This is a genomic window from Synechococcus sp. LA31, from assembly GCF_018502385.1.
Taxonomy (GTDB): Bacteria; Cyanobacteriota; Cyanobacteriia; order PCC-6307; family Cyanobiaceae; genus Vulcanococcus.
Genome location: NZ_CP075523.1, coordinates 1,259,867 through 1,284,268 on the forward strand (window position 1 = coordinate 1,259,867; position 24,402 = coordinate 1,284,268).

Below are 24,402 nucleotides of genomic sequence, written 5' to 3' on the forward strand. Positions count from 1 at the left end.
AGATCAGCCTGATGAGCAGAAAGCTTCCAAAAGTATTCACTCTTTCTGGGCGTTTCGCCCCGTCAGACCAACCGCGCGACATCCTCTGGGGTGGCACTGATCTCAGCCGCAATGTGCGCAGCCAGGAAGTTGGCAACTGCTGGACCTACCCCAGCGTCAACTCCTTCGAATCCAGCCTGATTCGCCTCGGCCTGGCGGATCGAAGCATCCGTGGCAGTGAGTGGAGCCTCACCACCCTGCATGCCAATGATTTCTCGCGGGGCTTCGCGTTCGAGACCAACCCCGACGATCCGAAACGCTACAAGATCAGCGAGGATGGAAATTTCGGTGGATTCGGCACATATGCCATCCAATATTTCTCCACAGGCAGCGACGGAGCACTCCACCTCACCACAGACAAGCAGGCCAAGAAAGTCGAGAGCCTGTTTAAGGATGTGAATCTCGGACTCAACGAAGCCAACAAAGCATCCAAGGACTACCCCACGGGTTGGCCCAAGAAACGCCCCCTCTCCGAGTCCCCCCTGCTCCCGGACCCCAACCAGCCGCGTTCCTTCGCTTACGACCAGGCCCTGATGGGCTCCACGCGCCAGCAGACCAAACAGCTGCTCAAGCGGAGCGGCATCTATGGCGAGATCGGCTTCTTTGTAACCAATGATGCGTTGCTCGGCTTCAGTGGATTCCTCGATCTGCCCACAGGCGGCCCGGATGCCGGCGACTGGATCAGCCCAGACAGCCTCCGTTTCCGCGAGGAGGCCAGCGGTCGCACCGTCTCGCTCAAAGCCATGGTGCGGCGGCTGGCCGATCAGGCCGATCGCTACGAAATCACGCCTGCGTTTCTGAAAACATTCTTCCTCGGTTCAGAGCCAGGCGCACAAAACGGTGGGGGGCATGCTGTGGCCGTCCTCGGCTGGGACGACACCTACCGCAGCCCCACCGTGGACTTCACAGACAAACTGATCGAAGGCTTCCAGAGCCGCATCGAAAATGATCAAGCGCTCGGCAAACAGCAGATTCGACAACTGAATACTGGACTGGCGGGCTTCAAGCGCTTCCTGAGCGACAACGCCCTCACTTATACAAATGCAGGAGATCGGGACAAAGGAGCCTGGTTGATCCAGAACTCCTGGGGATCCGACGAGCCAGGCTTGACCTACCAGTACCTCCCCTTTGACCTGGCAGCGCTCCCGTCTGAGCAGGAACTGACCACACTGCGCACCGAGCAGGCCCTGCCTGACGGGTTCGATGCCGCGTACACAACCACATTCCATCAGGCTGATGCCAGCGGCCTGTTCGGACCGGTGGAGGCCTCCTCAACGGCAATCGTGGCCTCTCCCATCTGGAACAGCAGTGGCCAGCCCTGGCATGGAATCGGCTACCGCTTTCAACCCCAACAGGATTCGATCATCGCGATCGGTAGCTATCTGAAACCGAGCGTGCTCGAAACCATGCAAGATGCCAATGGTGAGGTCTCCTACCGCTACGACCCCAACCTGGAGGTGAGCCAGTGGCTACAGGCCACGCTCTGGCGCGCCAGCGATCTGCTCGATCCTGATCGGGAGGCGAGTGCCCAGCCCATCGCCCTTAGCCGCATCGAAGCAGCCTTCACCGGCTATCAGACCGTGGAGTTTGATCAACCTGTGGATCTTGAATCCGGTGAGGAGCTGATTGCCACCCTGCAGCTTTACGGCGATGCAGCGGCCACCCAACCGATCAGCAATGCACGCCTGCTCAGCTACACGCCCAACCCAGAAGCCGTCGCCGAACGCCAACGCCAGTTGGCCAGCCCAGACTTCAGCAACGACCCCAACAACCCCAACGACTACCGGCACCTACCGGTGCCACTCCTCAATCCCGATCCACTGCAACCCTTACCGCAAGAGAGGTTCTACGGCCTCACTCTCGAGGACGACCTCAACGACCTGGGTAACAGCGGGCAGGTCGTCTCTCTGAATGTGATCTACACCAATCCAGAGGTGCCCACCAGCGCGGCGAGCAGCGCACTGATCGGCAGCGCATCAACCGATCAACTAGTGGTGAATGATGACGCCAACCTGGTGAAAGCCGGCGCTGGCAGTGACGTGGTGATTGCCATTGGCAACGGCAACACAATCGAGCTCGGCTTTGGCAACGACAGGCTGATCAATGGCGGCCGCGACAACCGGATCGAGGCTGGTGCTGGTGATGACACGGTGCTCCTGCGGGACGGCGCATCTGGAACAACCGTGATGCTCGAGCGAGGGCGCGACACGTTAATTGCTATCGACAGCAAGGATGATGATCTGGTGATCAACGGTGGCAGCGGCCGCGATACCTACGTGTTCGCCGAAGGCAAAGACCAACACTTCGAAGGCGAGGCCACCATCACCGACTTCAACCGGCGCGACCGCATCATCCTGCGCGGCTTCGACCCAGAAGATCTGCGGATCAGGCAGCTGCCCGGTCAGACCCCTCGGCTACGGCTGGAGTCCAACCGATTCACACTCAACCTTGAAGGCCTAGACCTGCCAGACAAAAGTAACATTTTATCAGATCTGATCATAAACTGACCAAAGCAGTCTTTTGTCGATGGCAATCCAACGCGAGAACTACGGATATCTCCCTCAGCTGTTCACATTCGACAGGAACGCCTGCGTGCCCACAGCGACAGCCAACATCATGTCATGGCTGCTCTCGCTCGCACCTACCCATCACTGAGATCGCTGATCAGCTCCAATGGGGACGTCACTTATCAGGACCTCGCAGCCACACGCGACACCCTGGCAACAGACTACTTTTACACATCCAAGAACTGGAATCCCACCGGCAGCCCAGTATCCCTCGTCATCAAGGGCCTACAAAGCTATGTAGCGGATCGCAATCTGGCCCAGGCACTAGAAGTGGAAGCGATCGGGCCAGAGCTGAACAGCAGTGAGGTCGGAAAAATCGGAAACTTTGGCATCACACAAACGGTCTCCATCGAGTCACCCTCTCGCGGCCGCCTCACAAAAACCGTCAGAACACCAAGCATCAGCGATCCGATCATTCAGCGCAGCTATCGCGGCGGCGGCGTCACGATTCAGGACATCCAACAGGCGCTCGACAACGGTGATGGCTTATTGCTCGGGCTCATCTACGACGGCCCGCTGGCAGGCCATGGTGTCAGCGCCGTAAGCCTGGACTGGACCGACCGCAATGGCAACGGCAGAGCCGATGCCAAAGAAGATGCCACATTGACCATTGTAGATCCACTCTACCCCTCAGAGAACTACAGCCAGGCCACCCCTGGAAGTGTTGATAATGAACAAAGACTTGATCCCCTCGTCGAAGCACTTGGCCCCGTCAGAACGACTGAGATGAGACTCATCTCATCAAACCGCGACAAGAAGGTGAGATTTGAGTACACGCAATACTCAGTAACCTACGACGTACAGACAGGGGAACCAGGCAAAGCTGCAGGTGACAGCTCAAACAACATCACCGATCGAATCACAACGGGCTTAATAACGTTTGCAGCCGTCCTCACAGCCAGGTCAATCAAACGAGACATCATCACAGGCACCTCCGACGACAATGTGATCGAACTGGATCCCGGACGCCAGCGCATCAAAGGGGGCAAGGGATCAGACGCTTTTGTGATCGGAGATCTAGACTCGCTACAAGAAGGCCAAAGCGACGTTCTTATTGATTTCAAGTCAAAGCAGAATGACCAAATTGGACTATCCGGAGATGCTCTCTCTATTGAGGAGATCGACCTCATCAGCGTTAACAACCGCTTTGAACAGAACCTTGCCAAGCGCAGCGACCACACGCTGATCTATCGACAGCGTGAAAATACAGGGATTCTCTATCTCAACACCAATGGAGACGACCGTGGCTGGGGTGCCACAGGTGGCGAGCTGGTCCGCCTGAAAGGTGCACCCGATCTCAATGCCACTGATCTGTTCGTAAGCTGAGAGCTATACCGCCATTCACCATTCATAGTGCTCGATCGGCCCAATCTGGGTGATGGCAATATTAATTCGCTCCAGAATCGCGGGTTCCAAACCTGGGGATACGGCAAAGGCTTGATAAAAACGCAGTGGATAGTCGCTCAGAATCCTGAGATCATTCCAATCCCCGCTCTGCAAAAGCTCTCGAGCAGCCCTTTGATCGATCAAAGCACGATCCAGATCTTCACGCTGTAGAGCCGCCGTGATCTCTTGCATGCTGTCAAATCGGCGTGGCTCGACAGCTGCTACTCCGCGATTGCGTTCATCCATCAACCACTCGTCTGCTGCAGAGCCGCGCAACACGGCGACCTGCTCATCCTGGCTGGCGCTCAACACAACGCCGCGGCCGCGAAGGGAATCATCGACAGCGCGCGATGCCACGAGCGCTGTGACTGAGGAAATAAACAGGGCAAACACCACCCGCGCAGCTAGGGCATTCACAGCCACAAATGACATCGCTCGCTTGCTGTAGCCCATCTTGTAGAGGCCGCTGGAGCTGAACAACATCACCCACGCCTTGAAAAAAGGACGGCTGACCTTGCCATCTTTGGCATTCACATCGGAGTGGTGAAAGCCCCGTTCCACAGCCCAGACGGCCAGCGCGGTGAGACCGCTTAGCAGCACCAGCAACACAAGCGACACCACTGCCGTGGAGGCGAGAACCGGCAGCAGAATCGCCACAAGATTGCGAACAGAGCCCTCACGTCCCACCAGGGCCAGGCCATCTTCCGACACCGGCACGGTGAAGTTCGTCAGCCGTAGGCGCTGCGGTGTGATGTTCAAACAAGACACCAACACATCGAGCTCACCAGTGCGGAGCTGCGTCAGGCCATCGGTGATGGAGCTAACGGCACGGGCCTGGTAGGGAAGTTCGGACGCTTCAGCGACAACGCGCCAATGTTCCACTGCTGTTCCGCTGGCCAAACCCTCACGCCAAAACGCACAAGGGGTCGTGTCCCGCGGAATACCCACCGTGAGCGGTAGAGCCTGGAGCGGCAGGGGAGCCGCCATCACAACCAAGCTCAGCAGCGCCCACAGCTTCATCCGTTTAAGGACCGATCGACGTAACCGCCCTGACGGGATCGGCAGAGTCCGAGTTAGCCGGGATCGTGTCGAGGCTGAAGCGATAGCCCTGCTGCCGCACCGTTTCAATGCCGCCGCCTTCGCCCAGGCCCGCCTGCTCGAGCTTGCGCCGCAGCGTGAGCACCTGGGTATCCACCGAGCGAGGCCCGCCGCTGAACGGCGGCCAGGCCATGCGCAAGAGCTCGCTGCGGTTGCGCACCACCCCAGGCGGCATCAGCAAGGCACACAACAAGGCAAATTCCCGCGGGCTCAGCTCCACCGGCTGATCACGCAGGGTTACCTGGCGCAGCAGCAAATGCACCTCCAGTGGCCCCACGCACACACGCTCCTGCAGGCCGCTGCGGCTGCGGCGCAGCAACGAACGGCTACGCGCTGCCAACTCCTCCAGGCCAAAGGGCTTGCGCAGCACCTCATCGGCGCCGGCATCGAGCAACGCCACCACGGGCTCCGAGCCGGTGCGGGCCGTGAGCACCATCACCGGGCAGCGCAGCTGGGCTGCCAATTTCAAAGCGCTGGTTTCTTCCAGCAGTTCTGCGGCCACGAGCAGATCCGGGGTGAGCTCATCGCAGAGGGCCACCGCTTCAGCCGCCGTGGCCACCGCCGCGGCCAGATACCCGTCTTGACGCAAACGTTGCGCCAACACCGTGCGCAGCGTGGGGTGGGGATCCACCACAAGCACGCGTTTCAACGAACTCTCAGCTCCAGCGGGGGAACTGGTTGTGGAGCCGACAGCGGAGGAATCCACCTGCTTCTCCATGATTCTGTCTACGCTATCGCTGATTCCAAGGTCAGAGTGGTATCAGGCGATGCCTTGCCAGCTGTCCCACCCGGTCCGGCCATGACCGCCCTGCAACATCCCGACGCGATCCGCCACTTCCAGTCGCTGTGCGACGCCTGCCAATCGCTGGCAAGCCGCTACCACAGCCCCGCCGAGATGCGTCTCTACGCCGATGGGTACCTGCACGCCTTGCGCAAAACGGCCGTGCTCGACGCACTCACCCAACGCCGCCTCGAGGAGCTGGTCGACCGCTGGATCATGGATCCGTCCAGCTTCATCGGCCCCGGCGATGACATGAGCACCCTCTACGAAACGGGCCGGAACTGAGCCGGCCCTACCCGCCGCTGATCAGGCCAGGGCCACCGCCAGCTTTTCGCGCAGCTCGCCGGAGTTGTACATCTCAATCAGAATGTCGGATCCGCCCATAAATTCCCCGTTCACGTACACCTGGGGGATGGTGGGCCACTCGGAAAACTCCTTGATGCCCTGACGCACCTCCATATCGGACAGCACGTCGAAGGTTTCGAAGGCCACTCCCAAGGAGTTGAGGATCTGCACCACGTTGTTGCTGAAACCGCACTGGGGCATCAGCTTGTTGCCCTTCATGAACACGAACACCGGGCTGGTGCTGATCAGCTGTTCGATGCGTTGCTTGGTGGAGGCGTCCATGGATCAGGCGGTGGGGGTGGAGGTCTGCAGAGCCAAGGCGTGAATGGCCTCGCTGGCCAATTCGCTGCGCAGGGCTCCGTACACCAACTGGTGTTGCTTCACGCGGCTCAGGCCGTCGAAGGCGGTGGAAACCACCGTCACCTGCAGGTGATCGCCGCCGCCAGTGAGGTCTTCCACCTCAACGCGGGCATCGGGCAGAGCCTGGGTGATGGCGGCTCTCACTTGGTCGGGATGGACCATCGCTAGGAGAGTCGAGAAGCGGGATGAGTGGCGAATGTAAGCGCCGCGATCACTGGGCTGCCGGAGCAGCGGTGGCGGTGGTGTAAGGCGTAGCCACAAAGCCCAGCTCCAGCAGGCTCTGGTAAGCCTTTTGGCCCTGGGGGCTGGTGGGCGACATGCGCTGCACCACCCGCACCAGCAGGGGCACCGCCACCTGGGGCTGGTTCATGCGGCGCAGCAGGGCCGCCAGGCGCAGCTCGATGTTGGCCTGCAGTTCGGTGGCCTCACGGCCCTTCTGATCCATCTCCCGCGGAATGCGGGCATCGAGGCCGCGGAAGGCACCGGAGAGGCCGCGGTAGGCGGTCACCAGATAGCTGGCGGCCTCCAGGGCCTGGTCGTAATCAGCCTTGGCTTCATTCAGCTTGCCGGCAGAGGCGGCGGCATCGCCCTGGGCCACCTTGGCCTGCACCGAGGCCAGGTTCAGACCAGAGCTGGTTGACTCCAAAACCTTCTGCGGTTCCTGCTGGCCATGGGCCGGCAGCTGAGCCAGGCTGGGGGTCACCAGCGCCAGGGCGCTGAGGGCGAGAGCGGCGATCGGCCGGCGCACGGCAACAAGTCAGACGTTGGAAAACTCTACGGGCGTTGCAAAGCCACCTTCTGTGGCGCTGCGGCCCACAGCCTCCAGAGCCTGCCGCTCAGCCGCGGCCATGGCCGCCGCCAACTGATCACTGAAGCGCCGCGCGGCCTCCCGCCCATGGCCCGTCACCGTGAGCGGCGGACCGAAAGCCAGCGCCGCCGCATCACCAAAGCGGGGGGTGGCGCGCCCGTAGGCGATGCCGATGGGCAACACCGGCACCGAAAGCCCATGGGCTGAAGCCAGCAAGGCCAAGCGCGACAGTCCCTGCATCAGGCGGATCGGGCCCGGCTCGCGCATGATCCGCCCCTCCGGGAACACCACCAGCTGTTGGCCGGCCTCAAGCAGATCCACGGCGTAGCGAAGGCTGGCGGTTTGCGGCTTGAGCTGGTTCACCGGGAAGCACCCCAGCCGGTGCAGAAACCAGCCCTGCAGCCCCTTCATCTCATCGAGGGTCACCATGAAACGGCAGTCGCGTCCGGTGACGCGGCGGCCGGCCGCATAGGGGAGCAACAGCGCATCCCAGCGAGCCCGATGGGTGGGGGCCATCAGCACTGCACCGCTCTTGGGCAGGTGCTCCGCACCGATCACCCGCAGATGCCCGAAGAAGCCCTTCAAGGCCAGATCCTGGGTCAACACCATCGCCAGCGGCGACAGCCAGGGGCTGACGCCGTTGCACAGGCTCTGCTCGCGCTTGCTCAGCTGTCTGGACGCCGTCGCCACCCCTCTCGCTGCCTGGTCTGCATCCAACGATTTCAACGTAGGGGCTGACCTGCAGCCATGCCGCAGCCGACAGGCACTTCCACCTTCGGCTGCTGCTGCCGCAGCCCCATCCATAGGATCCGCCCAGACGCCCCCCGATGCCATGGCCAGCCTTGGCGTGAACATCGATCACATCGCCAACGTGCGCCAGGCCCGCCGCACCGTGGAGCCCGATCCCGTGAGCTACGCCCTGCTGGCGGAGCTGGGCGGCGCCGATGGCATCACCGTGCACCTGCGCGAAGACCGCCGCCATATTCACGACCGCGATGTGGAGCTGCTGCGCCAGGTGGTGCGCAGCCGCCTCAACCTGGAAATGGCCGCCACGCCTGAGATGGAGGCGATCGCCCTGCGCATCAAGCCCGACATGGTGACCCTCGTGCCCGAGAAGCGCGAAGAGGTGACCACCGAAGGCGGCCTGGATGTGGCCGGCCAGCTGGAGCCCATCCAGGGCCTGGTGGGCCGCCTGCAGGAGGCCGGCATCGGCGTGAGCTTGTTTGTGGATGCCGATCCGGGCCAGCTCGAGGCCTGCCGCGCCACCGGCGCCCGCTGGGTGGAGCTGCACACCGGCACCTACGCCGAGGCCGATTGGCAGCAACAACCCCTGGAGCTGGCGCGCCTCACCGAGGGCAGCTTCATCGCCCGCAGCCTCGGCCTGCGCGTGAACGCCGGCCATGGCCTCACGTATCAAAACGTGGAGCCAGTGGCGGCGATTGAGGGGATGGAGGAGCTCAACATCGGCCACACGATCGTGGCCCGCGCCCTGGCGGTGGGCCTGGAGGAGGCGGTGCGGCAGATGAAGGCTTTAGTTCAGAATCCCCGCCGGGAACCCCTGTTCGGCAGCACCAGTTCATGACCCACTACCACTTTGTGGCCGCCAGCGAGACCTTCCTCACCGTGGAGGAGCCCCTCGATGAGGTGCTGCGCGAGCGGGTGCGCAACTACGGCGAACAGGGCAAGGAGATCGACTTCTGGCTGGTGAAGCGCCCCGCCTTCCTGCAGGCTCCGGAGCTCAAAGCCATCGCCGATCAGATCCCGCAACCCGCCGCGGCCGTGGTGTCCACCGACGCCAAATTCATCGAGTTCATGAAGCTGCGCCTGGAGTTCGTGGCCAAGGGCAGCTTCGAAGCACCCACCGCGTCGATCCCCGACGCCCTGGCCAGCGCCGCCTAGGCGCCAGGCAGGGCAGCGTCAGAAGAGCCCGAGGAATTTCTTACGCGCGGGCTCGGTGGTGGCCTCGGCGGCAGCGGGGCGGCCCTGATCGCCGTCCTGCTGGTAGCGGGGTTTGGCATCACCGATGGTGAGCAGCGCTTCTTTGTTTTTCCACCAAACCCAATCGCGGATCGGTGGGGTGCGCACCAGCTCGGCCCGGGTGAGGCCCAGCCCCAGCTTGCGCGAGGCATCCAGCAGCACCTCCACCATCTGATCGCCGTTGCTGCAATTCGCCAGCGCTTCGTTGGTGCGTTTGGCTCCATCGAGCGCCTTCACCAGGATCGAAACCCGCTGCCCCACCGAAAGCGTGCGGGGATCCGTGGGCTGGCTCTCCATCAGCGCTGGGGCGGTTAAGGGCAGGTTAGTGGCGGTGCGGGGATGACAGATCCACCACCGGGTGGCAAGACTGGATGCAACGCGCCGTCAACATGACGCCCTCCCAGCGCCGACCACGCCATTGGGTGATCGGCGACGTTCATGGCTGCGCCGAAGCGCTCGAGCAGCTGTTGCTGCGGCTTCCCACTGGCGATCGCCTGATCTTCTGCGGCGATGCGATCAACCGCGGGCCGGGCATCGAAGCCAGCATGGAACGCATCTGGCAGCTGGTGGAGAGCGGCCGTGCCGTGTGGCTACGAGGCAACCACGAACAAGATCTGATCAGTGGGCTGCAACGCGGCAGCTGGCAGGCCGAACGCCGCCTGGCGGGCTGCGACACCTACCGCCAGCTGGGCGAACAGCGCTGCCGCCAGTGGCTGGAGCGGCTGCAGCATCTACCGCTCGCCTACTGGGGTGAGGGCTGGGTGGCCACCCACGCCGGCTTCGACACCCAAACCTGGCAACCAGACCTGCGGGTGCGGCTGGATTTCTGGCAGAACTACGACGGCCGCTTTGGCGATGTGGTGATCGGCCACACCCCAGGCCCCCACGTGCGCCGCCTGCACCACATCGTGATGGTGGACACCGGCGCTTGCTACGGCGGCGATCTCAGCGCCTACTGCCCCGAAACCCAAGCGGTGATCGCCGTGGCCGGACTCCACAGCGAACAGGCCACAGCGCTGGCCGGGTTCCGCTCGAGCACACCGGAGCCGCTGGCCGCCCTGAGCTGAGCCTTGCTCACCCTTTACCGCAGCAACCGGGCTGAACTGCTGGCGCAGCTGCTCGCCACCCAGCTGCGGCTCGAGCCCCCCGGGCCGCTCGAGCAGATCCAGGTGGTGGTGAACACCTGGCCCACCAGCCGCTGGCTGGGGGAGCAGATCGCCACCGGCAATGGCGCCGGCATCGCCGCCAACCTGCGCTTTCCCTTCCCCACCAGCCTGCTGCGCCAACAGGTGGAGCAATGGTTGGGCGAACAACCCGCCAGCCCAGGCCCCGATCCCTGGCGCGCGCAAAACCTGGTTTGGCCGCTGCTCGAGGAGCTACCGGCCTTGCTGCACCAGCCCGAAGCTGCACCGCTGGAGCGTTGGTTGCAGCAGCGCCAGGGCCACAGCCAACTGCGCCAGCTCGATCGCCCCCTGTGGCAGCTCAGCCGGGCGATCGCCGATGCCATCGACGATTACGCCCTCTACCGCCCCGCGATGCTCGAGGCCTGGCTGGACGGCCACGCCGTCGACGGCCGCGAGCAGCCCCTGGCAGCGGCGCTGCGCTGGCAGCCGCTGTTGGTCCAGCGATTGGCCGAGCGCCTGCCGGGGCAGCCCTTCGGCCTGCGGGCCCTACAGCTGATCCGCCAGCTGCAGCAAGGCTGGCGGCCGGCCGCGGCCGCCGAGCAGCCCCTGCGCCTGTTTGGCCTGAGCAGTCTGGCTCCGGTGCAGGTGGAGCTGCTGCAAGCGATCTCGGCCTGCCAAGCCGTGGAGCTGTATCTGCTCACCCCCTGCCGCGACCTCTGGCAGCGCCGCGATAGCGCCGCCAGCCGCGATCCCCTCAGCGCCGATTGGCTGCTGGAGGTGCCCGGCCTGGAGGCACGCTTCGGGCGCCTCGGCGCCGAGTTTCAGCAGTTGCTGGAGGGCAGTGGTGAACACCAGCTAGGGCAGTGGCGTGAAGGGGATCTGTTCTTCGCGCCGGCCCAGGTGGCGGCCGAGCAGGGCCGCTCGCCCACCCTGCTCGAGCAGTTGCAGCAGCGGCTGGCCAGCGGCGCAGCCGATGGCGAGGGCGGCGAAGCGCTGCAGCTGATCCCCGGCGACAGCTCCCTCGAATTCCACGCCTGTCCGGGGCGTCTACGCCAGCTGCAGGTGCTGCGCGATCGGCTGCTGCAACTGCTCGCCGCCGATCCCGAGCTCGAACCGCGTCACATCCTGGTGATGACACCCCAGGTGGAAGCCTTCGCCCCCCTGGTGGGTGCAGTGTTTGGCGACAGCGGCGCCACCGGCGTCTCCCTGCCCTGGCGCCTCACCGACCGCAGCCAACAGAGCGAAGCGGGCATCAGCCAGGGGCTGCTCGAGCTGTTGCAGCTCGGGGGTGAACGCTTCACCGCCACGGCGTTGGAGCGCCTGCTCGGCTGCGAAGCGTTGCTCACCGCCCAGGGCCTGGCCGCCGGTGACGCCGCCGCCATCAGCCGCGTGTTGCAGCAGGCGGGGTTCCGCTGGGGCCTCGATGGCAGCGATCGCAGCGGCGATGGTTGCCACAGCCTGGAGTGGGCGATCGATCGGCTGGTGCTCGGGCTGGTGCTGCCCGAGCTGCCTGGCCTGGCGCCGGGTGATTGCGCCCCCCTGGCGATGGAGGGCAGCCTGGAGCAACAGCAGCGCTGGATCGCCCTGTTGCGCAGCCTGTTGCGCTGGCTGCGCTGGCTGGGGCAGGCCCGCCCGCCAGCCCCCTGGGTGGAGGGGCTGCGGCCCCTGCTGGCCGACCTGTTCGGCGATGGCGGCGAGCGGGCCTGGGAACTGCAGAGCATCCATGCCGCCCTGGCGGATTGGAACAGCGTGGCCGCAGCGAGCAGCCTGCAGCTGGCGGCACCGGTGGTGGCCGAGCTGCTCGGGGAGCGGCTGAGCGAGGGCAGCGGTCGCTTTGGCCATCGCTCCGGCGCCCTCACCATCAGCGCGCTCGAGCCGATGCGTGCCATTCCCCACAAGGTGGTGGTGCTCCTCGGTCTTGATGCGGGGGCCTTCCCCCGCCAGCGCCAGCGGCCCGGCTTCCACCTGCTCGAGCAACAGCGCCAGCTGGGCGATCCGAGCACTGGCGATCAAGACCGCTACGTGCTGCTCGAGAGCCTGCTCTCGGCACGCCAACACCTCCTGGTGAGCTGGAGCAACCGCGATGAGCGCACCGGTGAAGCGCTGGAGGCCTCCACCCCGGTGCGGCAATGGCTGGAGTGGCTGAGCCGTGAACTGCCGCAGCTGCCCCTGCGGGTGCACTGCGCCAATCCGCTCGAGCGCGCCAATTTCCTGCCCGCTCCGCCCTGGCCGCCCGCCAGCTGCGACCAGCGCCTCCTGCAGGCCCGCCAACAGCTGGAGCAGGGCCACAGCACACCAGCGGAGCGGGGCCTGGCCTTCAGCGCCGCGCCACTCGAGCCGCTGCAGGAGCCCCCCGCCAACGCGCAACAGGCCTGGAGCACGCTGCGCCACTGGCTGGAGCAACCGCAGCGGCGCTGGCTGGAGAGCCTGGGCCTGCGGCCCAGGGAAATCGACCACCCAGTGCTCGATCGCGATGCCCTCGAGCTGCAGGAGCGCGAGCGGGCGGCCCTGCTGCGCGGCCAGCTCGATCCAATGCCCGAGGCCCTGCCCGATTGGCAGCTGCTGCAGCGGGGTACGGGGGTGCTGCCGCCCGAGGCGGCGGGTGAGCTGGAGGTGGCGCAGCTGCAGGGGCGCTGGCAATCCCTCAGCCACTGCCTCGAGCAGCTGGGCGCGCCGGAACGGCGACCCGCCAGCTGGGATGGGCTGGAGGCGGAGCTTGCCTGGCGCAGCCGCCAGGTGGTGCTGGTGCACAGCGCCAAGCCGCGCACAGCGCAGCGGCTGGGGCTATGGCTGGAGCTGCTGTTGGCCTGCGCCGCCGGCCAGGCCCCGAGCGGCGCTGCCCTGGTGGGCCGCGATGGCCAGCGCTTTCGCGTGCTCGAGCGGATCGAGGCCCTGCCAGCCAGCGACGCTGCGCTGGTGCTCGAGCAGCTGCGCCAGTGGCAACTGCAACACAGCCAGCGCTGTTGGCCCCTGCCACCTGAAACCGGCTGGGCCTACGCCGCCGCCACGGAGCCGCGCCGCTGGAGCGCCGCCCTCGCCGCCTGGGAGGGCAATGCGATGCTGCGCGGCGAACGCCGCGATCCGCTGCAAGCGGTGTGCTTTGGAGCGGATCGCCCCCTGGCGGAGCTGCTCACGGCCGAGCTGCAGGAGCTCGCCCTGCAGCTGCACAGCCCGTTGCTGCAGCGGCGCCAGGAGGTGAAGGCATGAGCCTGGCCCGCTTCGATGCCAACGCCATGCCCCTCAGCCCGGGCATTCGCCTGCTGGAGGCCAGCGCTGGCACCGGCAAAACCTTTGCTCTGGCCCATCTGGTGCTGCGGCTGCTCAGCGAGGGGGCCCAGCCTTTGGTGGTGGAGCAGCTGTTGGTGGTCACCTTCACCGATGCAGCGGCGGCGGAATTGCGCGATCGCATCGCCCGGCGCCTGCAGGAGGCCCTGCACATGCTCGAGCCGGGCAGCACCGCCAGCCCCGGCGATGCACCGCTCGCGGCCTGGCGGGAGGCCCTGGGCCCCACACCACCGGCGCTGCTGCGGGGGCGCTTGCTGCTGGCCCTCGAGCAGCTCGATCGCGCCGATATCACCACCATCCATGGCTTCTGCCGGCGCACCTTGCAGCGCCAAGCCCTCGAAGCGGGCCTGGGGCCAGCGGTGAGCCTCGAGAGCGAAGGCCGCGAGCGCCGCGCCGAGCTGGTGCACGACTACTGGCGCCAACAGGTGCTGCCCCTGAGCGCGGGCTTACTGGCGGGCTTGCGTCAGCGCCACGTGAGCCCCGAGCAGCTGGTGCGGCTGCTCGGCAGCCTTGACGGCGATCCGGCCCTCAGCCTCGAGCCCCTGCCCGAGCCGCTCAGCCACGACACGGCTTTCGCCCCGCAGCTCGAGGCGCTCTGGCCGCAGCTCTGGCACCACTTTCATCAGCAGTGGCACGCGTGCAGCGAAGCGCTGGAGGCCGACCTGGCCGCCGCGGCCGCGGAGCTCAAGAGCCTGGCTCTGCCCTACAAGCCCTACCGGCTCAAACCCAAGCCCGACAAGCTGCAGCGGGTGCAGGCCTGGCTCGATGGGCTGGGCGATGCCGCAACGCCCCCCAGCTACCAAGAGGTGCTCAGCCAGGGGGATCTGCTCGGCTACTTCCACCCCGGCAGCTTCTGCAAGGTGGCCGCCGCCGCCCATGGTGATGGCGTGTCGCTGCCGCAGCGGCCACTGCTGGAGGCGATCGCCGCGCTGATCGACGGGCCAGCCGAACTCCTGCTGCTGCACTTCGCCCACTGGGGCCGCCGCGAGCTGGCCCGCCGGCGGGAGCGCAGCGGCCAGATGGGCTTCGGCCAGCTGCTCGAGCAGCTCGATCCGGGCGCCAACCCTGGCGGCGCCTCCCCATTGCTGGAGGCGGTAGCCGGGCGGTACCGCGCCGCCTTGATCGATGAGTTTCAAGACACCGATCCCCTGCAATGGCGCATCCTCGAGCGGGCCTTCGCTGGCACCGAGCCCGGCCACCTGCTGGTGATGGTGGGCGATCCGAAGCAGGCGATCTACCGCTTCCGCGGCGGCGAGCTTGCCACCTATCGCCAGGCCGGCAGCACCGCCAACGACCGCTTTGGCCTCACCGACAACCGCCGCTCCAGCGCCGATCTGGTGGCGGGGCTCAATGCCCTGATGCAGCCCGGGCTGGTGCGCTCAGACCTGGAGGTGCCCGCCGTGCAGGCCAAGGCCAACAAAGGCGAGCTGCTCCTGCCGGCTGAAGAGCCACCGCTGCAACTGCTGCCGGTGGAGCCCGCGGAGCTGGAGAGCCGGGTGGCCGCGCTGTGCCAGGGGCTACTGGAGCGGCGGCTTGTGCTGCGCCAGCGGGATCAGCAACGGGTGTTGCAACCGGGAGATCTCTGCTTGCTGGTGGGGCGCCACAGCCAGGCCGAAAGCCTGCGGGCGGCATTAGAGCGGCGCCAGCTGCCCAGCCGCCTGGTGAGCCGCGGTGATGTGTTCGAAAGCCTCGGTGCCACCGCCCTGCAGCGGTTGCTCGATGCCCTGGCCAACCCGGGCGATCCCGGCCGCCAGCGGCTGTTAGCGGCCTCAGCGCTGCTCGGTTGGTCGGCGGCTGAGCTCAAGGGCAGCCCGCCTGAACGCTGGGATCAGCTGGGGGGCGAGCTCAGCGGCTGGGCGCAGCAACTGCCGCGGCTGGGGCTCACCGGCGTGCTCGCCGAGCTGCTCGGCACCGAAGGGCTGGCACGGCTCTCCCTGCGGGGGCGGGCCTTGGCGGATCTGCAACAAGCGGCCGAGCTGGTGCAGGAGCAGATGCACAGCCAGGGGCTCAGCGCCGTGGCCGCAGCCGATTGGTTGCGCAACCTGCGGCTGCAGGAAGAGCGCGATCCCCCCGATGAGCACCTCTGCCGCAGCGATGCCGCCCAATCGGCGATCGCCGTGGTGACGGTGCACCGCAGCAAAGGCCTGGAATATCCCGTGGTGATCTGCCCTTACCTGTGGAAGGCCCCGGCCCCGCCCAAGGCGGGCAGCCAGCGGCTGGGGCGGCGCTGGCTGCCGCCAGGGCACAACCAACCCCGCCTGGATCTGCACCTCAACCCCCACTGGGGCAGCGGCCGCGCCGCCGCCGCTCAAGATCACAACGCCCAGCTGCAGGAGGCCGAGCGGCTGGCCTATGTGGCCTGCACCCGCGCCCAACATCTGCTGGTGCTCGCCTGGCCGGGCCCGGATCAGGCCGAAGCGGGCAATCCCTTGAGCCCATGGCTGGAGGAGCGCGAGCTCAGTGCGCTGCACACCATCGATCCCACCACCCTGCCGCCGCTGGATCCCCCCTGGCGGCCGGATCCAGAACGGGGCGCCCTCCAGCTGGGCCCCACCCCCAGCCGCCCGCTCGACAGCCGCTGGGGCCGCGCCAGCTACTCCGCCTGGGCCCATGCCGGCTCCGCCCTGCCGCCCCAGGCCGCCGATGAAGGCCGCGACAGCGATGCGCTCAGCCCCAGCGATGACAGCAGCGCTGAAACCCCGCCGCTCGAGCCAAATGCATGGCCAGCCCTCGGCCCCCTGGCCCACTTCCCCCGCGGTGCAGGCCCTGGCGATGCGCTGCACCGCATGCTCGAGCAGATCGATTTCCCGCAGCTAGCCGCTGAGCCGGATACCTTCCGCCCGCTGCTCCTGCAGGAGCTGGATCGCGCCGGCCTGGAGCCAGAGCTGGTGGAGCCGCTGCTGCAGGGGCTCCACCAGCTGGTGCGCTGCCCCCTCGGCGGTGCCCTGGGGGCCTGCCGCTTGGCGGATCTGGCCAGCGGCAGCTGGCTGAGCGAGCTCAATTTCGATCTACCGCTGGCCCACACCGAGAGCCAGCGGCTGGTGCGCAGCAGCGGCCTGGCCGCCGCCTTCGCACAGCAGCCCGGCGGCCGTTTCGGTGCCAGCTACGGCGAGCAACTGCGCGGCCTGCAGGTGGCCAGCCGCGGTTTCCTCACCGGCTCGATCGATCTGGTGTTCCAGTGGCAGCAGCGCTGGTGGGTGGCCGATTGGAAGAGCAATTGGCTAGGCCGCAAAGGCAGCCAGGGCGAGGTGGTGGCCTGCGGCCCCGCCGATTACAACCAAACCGCGATGGCGGAGCTGATGGCCCGCAGCCACTACCCCCTGCAAGCGCACCTTTATCTGGTGGCGCTACATCGCTACCTGCTCTGGCGGCTGCCCGGCTACAACCCCACTGAGCACCTGGGGGGCTACGCCTACGTGTTTCTGCGCGGTGTGCCGGCAGCGGTGGAGGCGCCAGAGGCCGGCGTACCTGGCGTGCTGGTCGACAACCCACCGCTGGAGCGCCTATTCGCCCTGGACGCTCTGCTGCGGGATGGCCAACCATGAGCAGCCTGGCCGCGGCCCTGGCCGACACCCTGCAGCGGCGGCTACCCGCCAGCGCCGAGGCAGATCTCCAGCTGCTCAAGCCCCTGATCGAGGCGCTGTTCGCGGCCTTGGAGCAAGGGGAGCTGGGCCTCGATCTCAAGGCTGAAGCACCAGACGGGCTGGATCAGAGCCACTGGCCGGATCACTACCTCACGGCCCTCAAGGCAAGCGGCTGGCTGGTGCAGGCCGATGCCCTTCGCGCCAACACCGAGGTGGAGGCACTGATCGTGCAGGAGGGCCGCTGGCTGCGCTGGCGGCGCTGGCAGGAGCAGCTGAGCCTCTGCCTCGATCAGCTGATCCACCGGGCCCAGGCCCCGCTGCCGCAAACCCACACCAGCGCCGCGATCCACCGGGCCATCGCCGCGGCCAGTGCCGGGCTCGATGGCACACAACAAGAGGCTGTGGCAGCCCTGCTGCAGCACCCCCTGGTGGTGCTGCTCGGCGGCCCTGGCACCGGCAAAACCTCCACCGTGGCGCGCATGTTGGCGGCCGCGCTGGCCCTCGAACCCCAGTTGCGGGTGCAGCTGGCCGCCCCCACCGGCAAGGCCGCCGCGCGCCTCAGCGCTGCCCTGGCCAAGCGGCCGTCCCTGCCGTGCTCCACCCTGCACCGCCTGCTCGAGGCCCGCGGCGGCAGCCGCTTTGCCCGCCAGGCCGCCAACCCCCTGGAGCTCGATCTCCTGGTGGTGGATGAGCTCTCGATGGTCGACCTGCCCCTGATGGCGGCCTTGCTGGAGGCCATGCCCCCCCAGGGGCGTCTGCTGCTGGTGGGCGATGCGGGCCAGTTGCCGCCGGTGGGCACCGGCGCCGTGCTCGAAGAGCTCTGCCGCCCGGCGGTGCGGGCGCAGCTGGGCTCTGCGGTGGTGGAACTCACCACCACTTACCGCAACAACGGCGCCATCGCCGCCATCGCGGCCGCCGCACGCGATCAGCCCACCCGCAGCGCCGATCCGCTGCAGGGGTTGCGGCCGCTGCTGCACGGCCTCGAGGCCAACGCCAACGTGCGCTGGCTCGAATGCCCCCTGCAACAGCTGCCCAAGGCGGTGCTCACTCCCCTGCGGCAGCACCAACAACAGCTGCAGGAGCTGAGCTTGGCGTTGCAGTGGCACGGCAGCGACGGGGAGCCTGGCGGCGCAGCGGCCTTACTGGCGGAGCTGGAGCAGCTGATCGCCCTGAGCCCCGTGCGCCAGGGGCCCTGGGGCGTGCAGGCCCTGCACCGCGCCCTGCTTGGCCCTGCGGCGACCGGGCCGCTGGAGCGCTGGCCCCTCGGCACCCCAGTGCTCAACCGACTGAACCGGCCCGAGCAGGAGCTCGCCAATGGCGACATCGGCGTGGTGGTGGAGCGCGAGGGCCAGCGGCTGGTGTTGATGGCGGGGGGGCGGCTGCTGCATCCCGCCCGGCTGGCGGGGGCCGAACCGGCCCTGGCCCTCACCGTGCACAAAGCCCAGGGCAGCCAATACGGCCAGGTGTTGTTGCTGGTGCCCCCCAGCCGCCACGCCGATCCACGCCTGCTCTACACAGGCCTCACCCGGGCCCGGCAGCAGCTGCTACTGGTCAGCCCCAGCCAGGCTGCCTAGCCTCAGCCCCATGGCCAACGTTATGGAGCGCCCCTGGGGCTGGTTCGAAACGCTGGGGGCTGGCGAGGGCTATCTGGTGAAGCGCCTCTGCATCCGCGCCGGACAGCGCATCAGCCTGCAGCGTCACCACCACCGCAGTGAGCATTGGGTGGTGGTGGCCGGCACGGGCAGCCTGCTCTGCGCCACGCAAACGATCGGCGCCGAGGTGGGCACCACCCTGCTGATTCCCTGCGGCGCCTTGCATCGCGCCACGGCCGGCGAACACGATCTGCTCATCGTGGAAGTGCAGCGGGGCGAGCTGCTAAGTGAAGACGACATCGAACGCATCGCCGACGACTATCAGCGCGTCAGCGAGCGCGCACAGGGCAAGTGTTAGGTTGAGCGAGAGACCCTTTGTGTAGGGCAAGGCAGTTATTCGAAGCGCCAACGCTGAGCGATCCACGCAGCGCGTTATTGCTTCATCTCCAGGGTGTCTGCCGGCCTGTCGACGAAGGACATTTCAGGCCCAGCCATTCAAAACGTGACCCAAAGCATTTGCGAGAGCCTCAACAGCTCCTCGGACGAACGCGCATCAACATCTCCCAACCAGAGCACTCCCGCCGTGGATCTCAGTGCGATCGATCTCCCCACCCCAGGCGATGACACGCCGGCGGAGGTGAGCACCACTGTGATCCCCGCCAAGGCGTCTGGCTTCGCCAGCTTCGGCTTCGCGCCTGAGCTGCTCGAGGCCCTCACGGCCATCGGCTACGAGGAACCCTCCCCGATCCAGAAGGCAGCCATCCCCGAGCTGCTGCTCGGCCGCGACCTGGTGGGCCAAGCCCAAACAGGCACCGGCAAAACCGCAGCCTTCGCCCTGCCGATGCTCGCGGCCCTCGATGCCGAGCAACGCACGCCTCAGGTGCTGGTGCTCACCCCCACCCGTGAGTTGGCCATCCAGGTGGCCGATGCCTTCAAGAGCTATGCGGCCAACATGCCGCACCTGCGCGTGCTGCCCCTTTACGGCGGCTCCGATTTCCGCGATCAAATCGTGCGCCTCAAGCGCGGCGTGCAGATCGTGGTGGGCACCCCCGGCCGGGTGATGGACCACATGCGTCAGGGCACCCTCGATCTCTCAGGCCTGCGCAGCCTGGTGCTCGATGAGGCCGACGAGATGTTGCGCATGGGCTTCATCGACGACGTGGAGTGGGTGCTCGAGCAGCTGCCCAGCCAGCGCCAGGTGGTGCTCTTCTCCGCCACGATGCCGCCCGAGATTCGGCGCATTTCGCACAAATACCTCAACGATCCTGCTGAGGTCACGATCAAAACCAAGGGCGCTGATTCCAGCCGAATTCGCCAGCGCTTCATCACCGTCAATGGTCCACAGAAGCTCGAAGCCCTCACCCGGGTACTCGAGTCGGAAACCAAGGAAGGGGTCATCATCTTTGCCCGCACCAAGGCCATCACCGTCACCGTGGCCGAAGCCCTCGAGGCCAAGGGTTACGACGTGGCCGTGCTCAACGGCGATGTGGCCCAGAGCCAGCGGGAACGCACGATCGAACGCCTCAAAAAGGGCACCGTGGATGTGCTGGTGGCCACCGATGTGGCCGCCCGCGGCCTCGATGTCGACCGCATCACCCTGGTGGTGAACTACGACATTCCCTTCGATTCGGAGGCCTACGTGCACCGCATCGGCCGCACCGGCCGGGCTGGCCGCACCGGTGACGCGATTCTGTTCGTCACCCCCCGGGAGCGCCGCTTCCTGGGTGGCATGGAGCGGGCGGTGGGTCGGCCGATCGAGGCCATGGAGATCCCGAGCAACGCCACCATCAACCAAAGCCGGCTCGATCGGCTGCGCCAGCGCCTCTGCGACAACCTCACCAGCGAGGGACGCAGCGAGGAGCAGGCCCTGCTCTCCGAGATCGTGCAGCGGGTGGCGCAAGAAAGCGGCGCCAGCCCTGAGCAATTGGCCCTCGCGGCCCTGCAGCTGGCGGTGGGAACGCAGCCGCTGCTGGTGCAGGGCGACGAGAGCTGGATCCGCCCGAACAGTGGCGGCCGCGATGGTCGCGACGATCGCGGCCGAGACCGCAGCAGCCCCAATGGCCAAGGCCGCCGCGGTCCTCGCGAGCAATCCGGCCCGCCGGAATCCGGCATGGAGCGCTTCCGCATCGAGGTGGGCTGGCGTGACCGCGTCAAACCCGGGAACATCGTGGGCGCCATCGCCAATGAAGCCGGTCTGAACGGGCGCAGCATCGGCCGCATTCAGATCTTCGATGCCCACAGCCTGGTGGATTTGCCCCAGGGCATGCCTGACGACGTGTTCCAGGGGCTGCGTCGCCTCAAGGTGATGAACCGCGAACTGCAGATCAGCCGCTCCCGCGACTGATCCGCTCCGGCCCCACGGCCACCGGCCTCAAGCACAGAGGCCGGTGAGTCCCTCGGTTGCGATCACGGTCAGCTGGTCAACACTGAGGCGCTCCACCGCCACCACCAAACTGGGCTGCACGCTCTCGCATTCGCTGGCCACCAGACTTTGCAAGAGGTCAAAGCGATCCTGAGGAGCCAGCTCCCCGTCGTCGCTCCAAGCCAAACTCCAGGGCACGGGTGCCGTCATGGGAGGCGCTCGCTATGGGTGTGGATTCACTGACAATCGGACAGTAATCGGGGATCAGGGCGTTTCTTCCGGTTCCCTTCGGTGTTGCTTCAAGCCTCTTCACCTGAGCGCGGCAGCCCTGCCGCACGTGGAGAGTGTCACGATCACGCCGCTGTACATTGACAGAGATTCAAGGCCCACTGCCTCCTCCAGGAACCGCAGCACCCACGGATCAGTTTTCAGGTTCCGCATCAAGGAATGACCATTTACATCGGCAACCTCTCGTTCCAGGCCGAACAAGAGGATCTGCTTGACCTCTTCAGCCAGTACGGCGAAGTGGCCAAGTGCAGCCTTCCCCTCGACCGTGAAACCAACCGCAAGCGCGGTTTCGCCTTCGTCGAGATGGCCAATGAAGCCGACGAGCAGAAAGCCGTCGACGATCTCCAAAACGTGGAGTGGATGGGCCGCATGATCCGCGTCAACAAAGCCACTCCCCGTCAAGGCGGCGGTGGTGGCGGCGGCGGCTACGGCGGTGGCGGCGGTGGCCGTGGCGGCTACGGCGGTGGCAACCGTGGTGGCGGTGGTGGCTATGGCGGTGGCGGTGGTGACCGCGGCGGCTATGGCGGCGGCGGTGGCGGCGGCTACGACGGCGGCGGCGGCAACCGCTGGTGATCGCGGCCTGAGCGGGTCAACCGCTCAAAGAAAAGCCCTGGGTGCTGGTCGCTGGCCAGCCCCAGGGCTTTGTGCTGAGGATCAGCTGCACGCTGCCGAGCCCATCAGGCGATTACGTCGCTGGTGTCGAGTTCAACCAGATCGTGCAGTTGATCCTCTTGCCATTCGCGGCAGCGCACCTCGCGGATCGGATGGGTGGGCTGCAGTTCGCCTTCTCGTGGTTCAGGCAGGGCGCTGCGCAGGCTGCGACGACGCAACTTCGCCGTCCAGCGATGGAAACGATGAAAGTCTCGGGTCCGTGTCATGAACACCTCTGGGTGGTGACAGGTCTGGTCTAACGCGGCCGCCGCGCTCCGCAATGTTCAGCGGAAACAGCTTCACAGTTCCCTTGGTGGCGCTGCCGCCAGGCCTTGAATACAGCCATGCCCGGCCCTACTCCTCCGCTGCAGCGCCTGCTGCGCAGCCTGCGCCCCCATCGCCGCCTGGTGTGGCTCGCGGCCAGCTGCTCGGTGCTCAACAAGCTGTTTGATCTGGCACCACCGGTGCTGATCGGTCTGGCGGTGGATGTGGTGGTGCAGCAGAACACCTCCTGGCTGGCGGCCCTTGGCGTCACGTCTGTGCCCGGCCAACTCGGCGTGCTGGCAGCGCTCTCCTTGGTGATCTGGAGCGCTGAATCGCTGTTCGAATACCTCTACGCCCTGCTCTGGCGCAACCTGGCCCAAACGGTGCAGCACGAGTTGCGGCTCGAGGCCTACAGCCATCTGCAGCGGCTGGAGATGGGCTTCTTCGAAGCGAGCAGCAGCGGTCGCCTACTGGCGATCCTCAACGACGACATCAACCAGCTGGAGCGCTTCCTCGATCACGGCGCCAACGAGATCCTGCAGCTGATCACCACAGTGTTGGCGGTGGGCGGCGCCATGGTGTGGCTCTCCCCCACGGTGGCGGGGGTGTCGTTTATTCCGATCCCGCTGATCCTCTGGGGATCCCTGAACTTCCAGAAACGGCTGCAACCCCGCTACCGCGAGGTGCGCGAGCGGGCCGGCGATCTGGCCAGCCGCCTTTCCAACAACCTCGGCGGCATGCTCACGATCAAGAGCTACGCCGCCGAGCGATGGGAGAACCAACGGCTCGCCGAGCAGAGCCATGCCTATCGGATCAGCAATGCCAAAGCGATCCGCTTTTCGGCGGCCTTCATCCCGTTGATCCGCTTCGCGATCCTGTTTGCCTTCCTGGCGATCCTGGTGATCGGCGGCCTGCAGGCCTGGCAGGGCGCCATCGCCGTGGGCACCTATTCGTTTCTGGTGTTCATCACCCAGCGGCTGCTCTGGCCACTCACCAGCCTGGGCCGCACCCTCGACGACTACCAGCGCGCCATGGCCTCCAGCCAGCGCGTGTTGGATCTGATCGACACCCCCATCGCCATCCCGAGCGGCGATCGGCCCCTGCCCCTGAGCCGCGTGCACGGCGCGATCGAATTCCGCCAGGTGGATTTCGCCTACAGCGGCCGTGATCCGCTGCTGCAACACTTCAACTTGCAGGTGCCCGCTGGCAGCACGATCGGCATCGTGGGCGCCACGGGATCAGGCAAAAGCACGATCGTGAAGCTATTGCTGCGGCTGTATGAGCTGCAGGGCGGCGCGATCTTGCTCGATGGCATCTCGATTGAACAGCTGCAGTTAGCCGATCTACGCCGTGCGATCGGCCTGGTGAGCCAGGAGGTGTTTCTGTTCCACGGCAGCGTGGCTGAGAACATCGCCTACGGCAGCTTCGAGGCACCCCGCGCCGCGATCAAGCGCGCCGCTGAGCTAGCGGAAGCCGCTCGCTTCATCGAAGCCTTACCCCAGGGCTACGACACGGTGGTGGGCGAGCGCGGCCAGCGCCTCTCCGGCGGCCAGCGCCAGCGCATCGCCTTGGCCCGCGCCATTCTCAAAAACCCACCAGTGCTCATCCTCGATGAAGCCACCGCGGCGGTGGATAACGAAACCGAAGCCGCCATCCAGCGCTCCCTCGAGTTGATCACCGCTGAGCGCACCACCCTGGTGATCGCCCATCGCCTCTCCACCGTGCGCCATGCCGATCAGATCGTGGTGATGGATCAGGGCCGGATCGTGGAGCGCGGCAGCCACGATCAGCTGATTGCCGCAGGCGGGGCTTATGTGAACCTCTGGCGTGTGCAGGCCGGCCTTCGCGCCGATGAAGCCCTGCGCCTGTGAGCCAACCCAAAAACTGACAC

The 24,402-nt window shown here is 66.3% G+C and carries 22 protein-coding genes; 13 read left to right on the forward strand and 9 right to left on the reverse strand.

Annotation, left to right across the window (positions count from 1 at the left end; all coding sequences use genetic code 11):
• Positions 1-11: 11 nt before the first annotated feature.
• Complete coding sequence (locus KJJ24_RS06830; RefSeq protein ID WP_214342880.1) at positions 12-2,546, forward strand: hypothetical protein; 2,535 nt, start codon at positions 12-14, stop codon at positions 2,544-2,546.
• A 114-nt stretch (positions 2,547-2,660) separates the two neighbouring features.
• Entirely contained in the window at positions 2,661-3,932 is a 1,272-nt protein-coding gene (locus KJJ24_RS06835) for a M10 family metallopeptidase C-terminal domain-containing protein (RefSeq protein ID WP_214342882.1), read from the forward strand.
• A gap of 15 nt (positions 3,933-3,947) precedes the next feature.
• Here KJJ24_RS06835 and KJJ24_RS06840 read toward each other — a convergent pair whose 3' ends face one another.
• Positions 3,948-4,979: a transporter substrate-binding domain-containing protein gene (locus KJJ24_RS06840; RefSeq protein WP_214342884.1), complete on the reverse strand. Its 1,032-nt coding sequence runs from the start codon at positions 4,977-4,979 to the stop codon at positions 3,948-3,950.
• A gap of 37 nt (positions 4,980-5,016) precedes the next feature.
• The gene (locus tag KJJ24_RS06845; RefSeq protein ID WP_250544968.1) at positions 5,017-5,808 is read right to left on the reverse strand and encodes a response regulator transcription factor; all 792 of its coding nucleotides are present in this window, start codon (positions 5,806-5,808) and stop codon (positions 5,017-5,019) included.
• An 81-nt stretch (positions 5,809-5,889) separates the two neighbouring features.
• Between KJJ24_RS06845 and KJJ24_RS06850 the strand changes: the two genes are divergently transcribed.
• Positions 5,890-6,156 (forward strand): DUF6761 family protein, encoded by a 267-nt coding sequence (locus KJJ24_RS06850; RefSeq protein WP_214342886.1) that lies wholly within the window; start codon positions 5,890-5,892, stop codon positions 6,154-6,156.
• A gap of 21 nt (positions 6,157-6,177) precedes the next feature.
• On the opposite strand, the gene grxD is transcribed toward KJJ24_RS06850, so the two are convergent.
• Genes grxD through KJJ24_RS06870 form a run of 4 tightly spaced genes read right to left on the reverse strand, consistent with a single transcriptional unit; the run spans position 6,178 to position 8,074 of the window.
• The gene (grxD, locus tag KJJ24_RS06855) at positions 6,178-6,498 is read right to left on the reverse strand and encodes a Grx4 family monothiol glutaredoxin (protein WP_214342888.1); all 321 of its coding nucleotides are present in this window, start codon (positions 6,496-6,498) and stop codon (positions 6,178-6,180) included.
• Positions 6,499-6,501: 3 nt separating this feature from the next.
• The gene (locus KJJ24_RS06860) at positions 6,502-6,738 is read right to left on the reverse strand and encodes a BolA family protein (protein ID WP_010303368.1); all 237 of its coding nucleotides are present in this window, start codon (positions 6,736-6,738) and stop codon (positions 6,502-6,504) included.
• A gap of 49 nt (positions 6,739-6,787) precedes the next feature.
• Positions 6,788-7,324, reverse strand: a complete 537-nt coding sequence (locus KJJ24_RS06865; RefSeq protein WP_214342891.1) for a hypothetical protein — start codon at positions 7,322-7,324, stop codon at positions 6,788-6,790.
• A 9-nt stretch (positions 7,325-7,333) separates the two neighbouring features.
• Positions 7,334-8,074, reverse strand: coding sequence for a 1-acyl-sn-glycerol-3-phosphate acyltransferase (locus KJJ24_RS06870; RefSeq protein ID WP_214342894.1), 741 nt, complete (start codon positions 8,072-8,074; stop codon positions 7,334-7,336).
• Between the two features lie 142 nt (positions 8,075-8,216).
• Between KJJ24_RS06870 and KJJ24_RS06875 the strand changes: the two genes are divergently transcribed.
• Together KJJ24_RS06875 and KJJ24_RS06880 are read left to right on the forward strand one after the other, a co-directional pair.
• The gene (locus tag KJJ24_RS06875) at positions 8,217-8,966 is read left to right on the forward strand and encodes a pyridoxine 5'-phosphate synthase (RefSeq protein WP_214342898.1); all 750 of its coding nucleotides are present in this window, start codon (positions 8,217-8,219) and stop codon (positions 8,964-8,966) included.
• Positions 8,963-9,283: an MgPME-cyclase complex family protein gene (locus tag KJJ24_RS06880; protein ID WP_214342913.1), complete on the forward strand. Its 321-nt coding sequence runs from the start codon at positions 8,963-8,965 to the stop codon at positions 9,281-9,283. The genes KJJ24_RS06875 and KJJ24_RS06880 overlap by 4 nt, the downstream gene beginning before the upstream one ends.
• Before the next feature lie 18 nt (positions 9,284-9,301).
• On the opposite strand, the gene KJJ24_RS06885 is transcribed toward KJJ24_RS06880, so the two are convergent.
• Positions 9,302-9,658: a hypothetical protein gene (locus tag KJJ24_RS06885; RefSeq protein WP_214342915.1), complete on the reverse strand. Its 357-nt coding sequence runs from the start codon at positions 9,656-9,658 to the stop codon at positions 9,302-9,304.
• A gap of 74 nt (positions 9,659-9,732) precedes the next feature.
• Between KJJ24_RS06885 and KJJ24_RS06890 the strand changes: the two genes are divergently transcribed.
• The 6 genes from KJJ24_RS06890 (at position 9,733) to KJJ24_RS06915 (ending at position 21,290) form a co-directional block, all read left to right on the forward strand.
• Entirely contained in the window at positions 9,733-10,428 is a 696-nt protein-coding gene (locus KJJ24_RS06890) for a metallophosphoesterase (protein WP_250544969.1), read from the forward strand.
• Between the two features lie 3 nt (positions 10,429-10,431).
• Positions 10,432-13,692: an exodeoxyribonuclease V subunit gamma gene (locus tag KJJ24_RS06895; RefSeq protein WP_214342916.1), complete on the forward strand. Its 3,261-nt coding sequence runs from the start codon at positions 10,432-10,434 to the stop codon at positions 13,690-13,692.
• Complete coding sequence (locus tag KJJ24_RS06900; protein WP_214342918.1) at positions 13,689-17,315, forward strand: UvrD-helicase domain-containing protein; 3,627 nt, start codon at positions 13,689-13,691, stop codon at positions 17,313-17,315. Before KJJ24_RS06895 ends, KJJ24_RS06900 begins: the two co-directional genes overlap by 4 nt.
• Positions 17,312-18,928, forward strand: coding sequence for an ATP-dependent RecD-like DNA helicase (locus KJJ24_RS06905; RefSeq protein ID WP_214342920.1), 1,617 nt, complete (start codon positions 17,312-17,314; stop codon positions 18,926-18,928). The genes KJJ24_RS06900 and KJJ24_RS06905 overlap by 4 nt, the downstream gene beginning before the upstream one ends.
• Before the next feature lie 10 nt (positions 18,929-18,938).
• On the forward strand, positions 18,939-19,304 hold the full coding sequence (locus tag KJJ24_RS06910) for a phosphomannose isomerase type II C-terminal cupin domain (protein WP_214342922.1): 366 nt from the start codon (positions 18,939-18,941) through the stop codon (positions 19,302-19,304).
• Positions 19,305-19,529: 225 nt separating this feature from the next.
• Positions 19,530-21,290, forward strand: coding sequence for a DEAD/DEAH box helicase (locus KJJ24_RS06915; RefSeq protein WP_214343407.1), 1,761 nt, complete (start codon positions 19,530-19,532; stop codon positions 21,288-21,290).
• Between the two features lie 27 nt (positions 21,291-21,317).
• Here the strand turns inward: KJJ24_RS06915 and KJJ24_RS06920 are convergent, their stop codons facing one another.
• Positions 21,318-21,518, reverse strand: coding sequence for a hypothetical protein (locus KJJ24_RS06920; protein ID WP_214342924.1), 201 nt, complete (start codon positions 21,516-21,518; stop codon positions 21,318-21,320).
• A 237-nt stretch (positions 21,519-21,755) separates the two neighbouring features.
• Between KJJ24_RS06920 and KJJ24_RS06925 the strand changes: the two genes are divergently transcribed.
• Entirely contained in the window at positions 21,756-22,169 is a 414-nt protein-coding gene (locus tag KJJ24_RS06925; protein ID WP_214342925.1) for an RNA-binding protein, read from the forward strand.
• A 104-nt stretch (positions 22,170-22,273) separates the two neighbouring features.
• Here the strand turns inward: KJJ24_RS06925 and KJJ24_RS06930 are convergent, their stop codons facing one another.
• Positions 22,274-22,474, reverse strand: a complete 201-nt coding sequence (locus tag KJJ24_RS06930) for a hypothetical protein (protein WP_214342926.1) — start codon at positions 22,472-22,474, stop codon at positions 22,274-22,276.
• A gap of 117 nt (positions 22,475-22,591) precedes the next feature.
• On the opposite strand from KJJ24_RS06930, the gene KJJ24_RS06935 reads away from it, so the two are divergent.
• Positions 22,592-24,382, forward strand: a complete 1,791-nt coding sequence (locus tag KJJ24_RS06935) for an ABC transporter ATP-binding protein (RefSeq protein ID WP_214342927.1) — start codon at positions 22,592-22,594, stop codon at positions 24,380-24,382.
• The last annotated feature ends 20 nt before the right edge of the window (positions 24,383-24,402 follow it).

Excerpts from the sequence above, each read along its gene's own strand:
- KJJ24_RS06830 (WP_214342880.1), top strand. The coding sequence starts at position 12 with ATGAGCAGAAAGCTTCCAAAAGTATTCACTCTTTCTGGGCGTTTCGCC.
- KJJ24_RS06835 (WP_214342882.1), top strand. The coding sequence starts at position 2,661 with ATGGCTGCTCTCGCTCGCACCTACCCATCACTGAGATCGCTGATCAGC.
- KJJ24_RS06840 (WP_214342884.1), bottom strand. The coding sequence starts at position 4,979 with ATGGCGGCTCCCCTGCCGCTCCAGGCTCTACCGCTCACGGTGGGTATT.
- KJJ24_RS06845 (WP_250544968.1), bottom strand. The coding sequence starts at position 5,808 with ATGGAGAAGCAGGTGGATTCCTCCGCTGTCGGCTCCACAACCAGTTCC.
- KJJ24_RS06850 (WP_214342886.1), top strand. The coding sequence starts at position 5,890 with ATGACCGCCCTGCAACATCCCGACGCGATCCGCCACTTCCAGTCGCTG.
- grxD (WP_214342888.1), bottom strand. The coding sequence starts at position 6,498 with ATGGACGCCTCCACCAAGCAACGCATCGAACAGCTGATCAGCACCAGC.
- KJJ24_RS06860 (WP_010303368.1), bottom strand. The coding sequence starts at position 6,738 with ATGGTCCATCCCGACCAAGTGAGAGCCGCCATCACCCAGGCTCTGCCC.
- KJJ24_RS06875 (WP_214342898.1), top strand. The coding sequence starts at position 8,217 with ATGGCCAGCCTTGGCGTGAACATCGATCACATCGCCAACGTGCGCCAG.
- KJJ24_RS06880 (WP_214342913.1), top strand. The coding sequence starts at position 8,963 with ATGACCCACTACCACTTTGTGGCCGCCAGCGAGACCTTCCTCACCGTG.
- KJJ24_RS06885 (WP_214342915.1), bottom strand. The coding sequence starts at position 9,658 with ATGGAGAGCCAGCCCACGGATCCCCGCACGCTTTCGGTGGGGCAGCGG.
- KJJ24_RS06890 (WP_250544969.1), top strand. The coding sequence starts at position 9,733 with ATGCAACGCGCCGTCAACATGACGCCCTCCCAGCGCCGACCACGCCAT.
- KJJ24_RS06900 (WP_214342918.1), top strand. The coding sequence starts at position 13,689 with ATGAGCCTGGCCCGCTTCGATGCCAACGCCATGCCCCTCAGCCCGGGC.
- KJJ24_RS06905 (WP_214342920.1), top strand. The coding sequence starts at position 17,312 with ATGAGCAGCCTGGCCGCGGCCCTGGCCGACACCCTGCAGCGGCGGCTA.
- KJJ24_RS06910 (WP_214342922.1), top strand. The coding sequence starts at position 18,939 with ATGGCCAACGTTATGGAGCGCCCCTGGGGCTGGTTCGAAACGCTGGGG.
- KJJ24_RS06920 (WP_214342924.1), bottom strand. The coding sequence starts at position 21,518 with ATGACGGCACCCGTGCCCTGGAGTTTGGCTTGGAGCGACGACGGGGAG.
- KJJ24_RS06925 (WP_214342925.1), top strand. The coding sequence starts at position 21,756 with ATGACCATTTACATCGGCAACCTCTCGTTCCAGGCCGAACAAGAGGAT.
- KJJ24_RS06930 (WP_214342926.1), bottom strand. The coding sequence starts at position 22,474 with ATGACACGGACCCGAGACTTTCATCGTTTCCATCGCTGGACGGCGAAG.
- KJJ24_RS06935 (WP_214342927.1), top strand. The coding sequence starts at position 22,592 with ATGCCCGGCCCTACTCCTCCGCTGCAGCGCCTGCTGCGCAGCCTGCGC.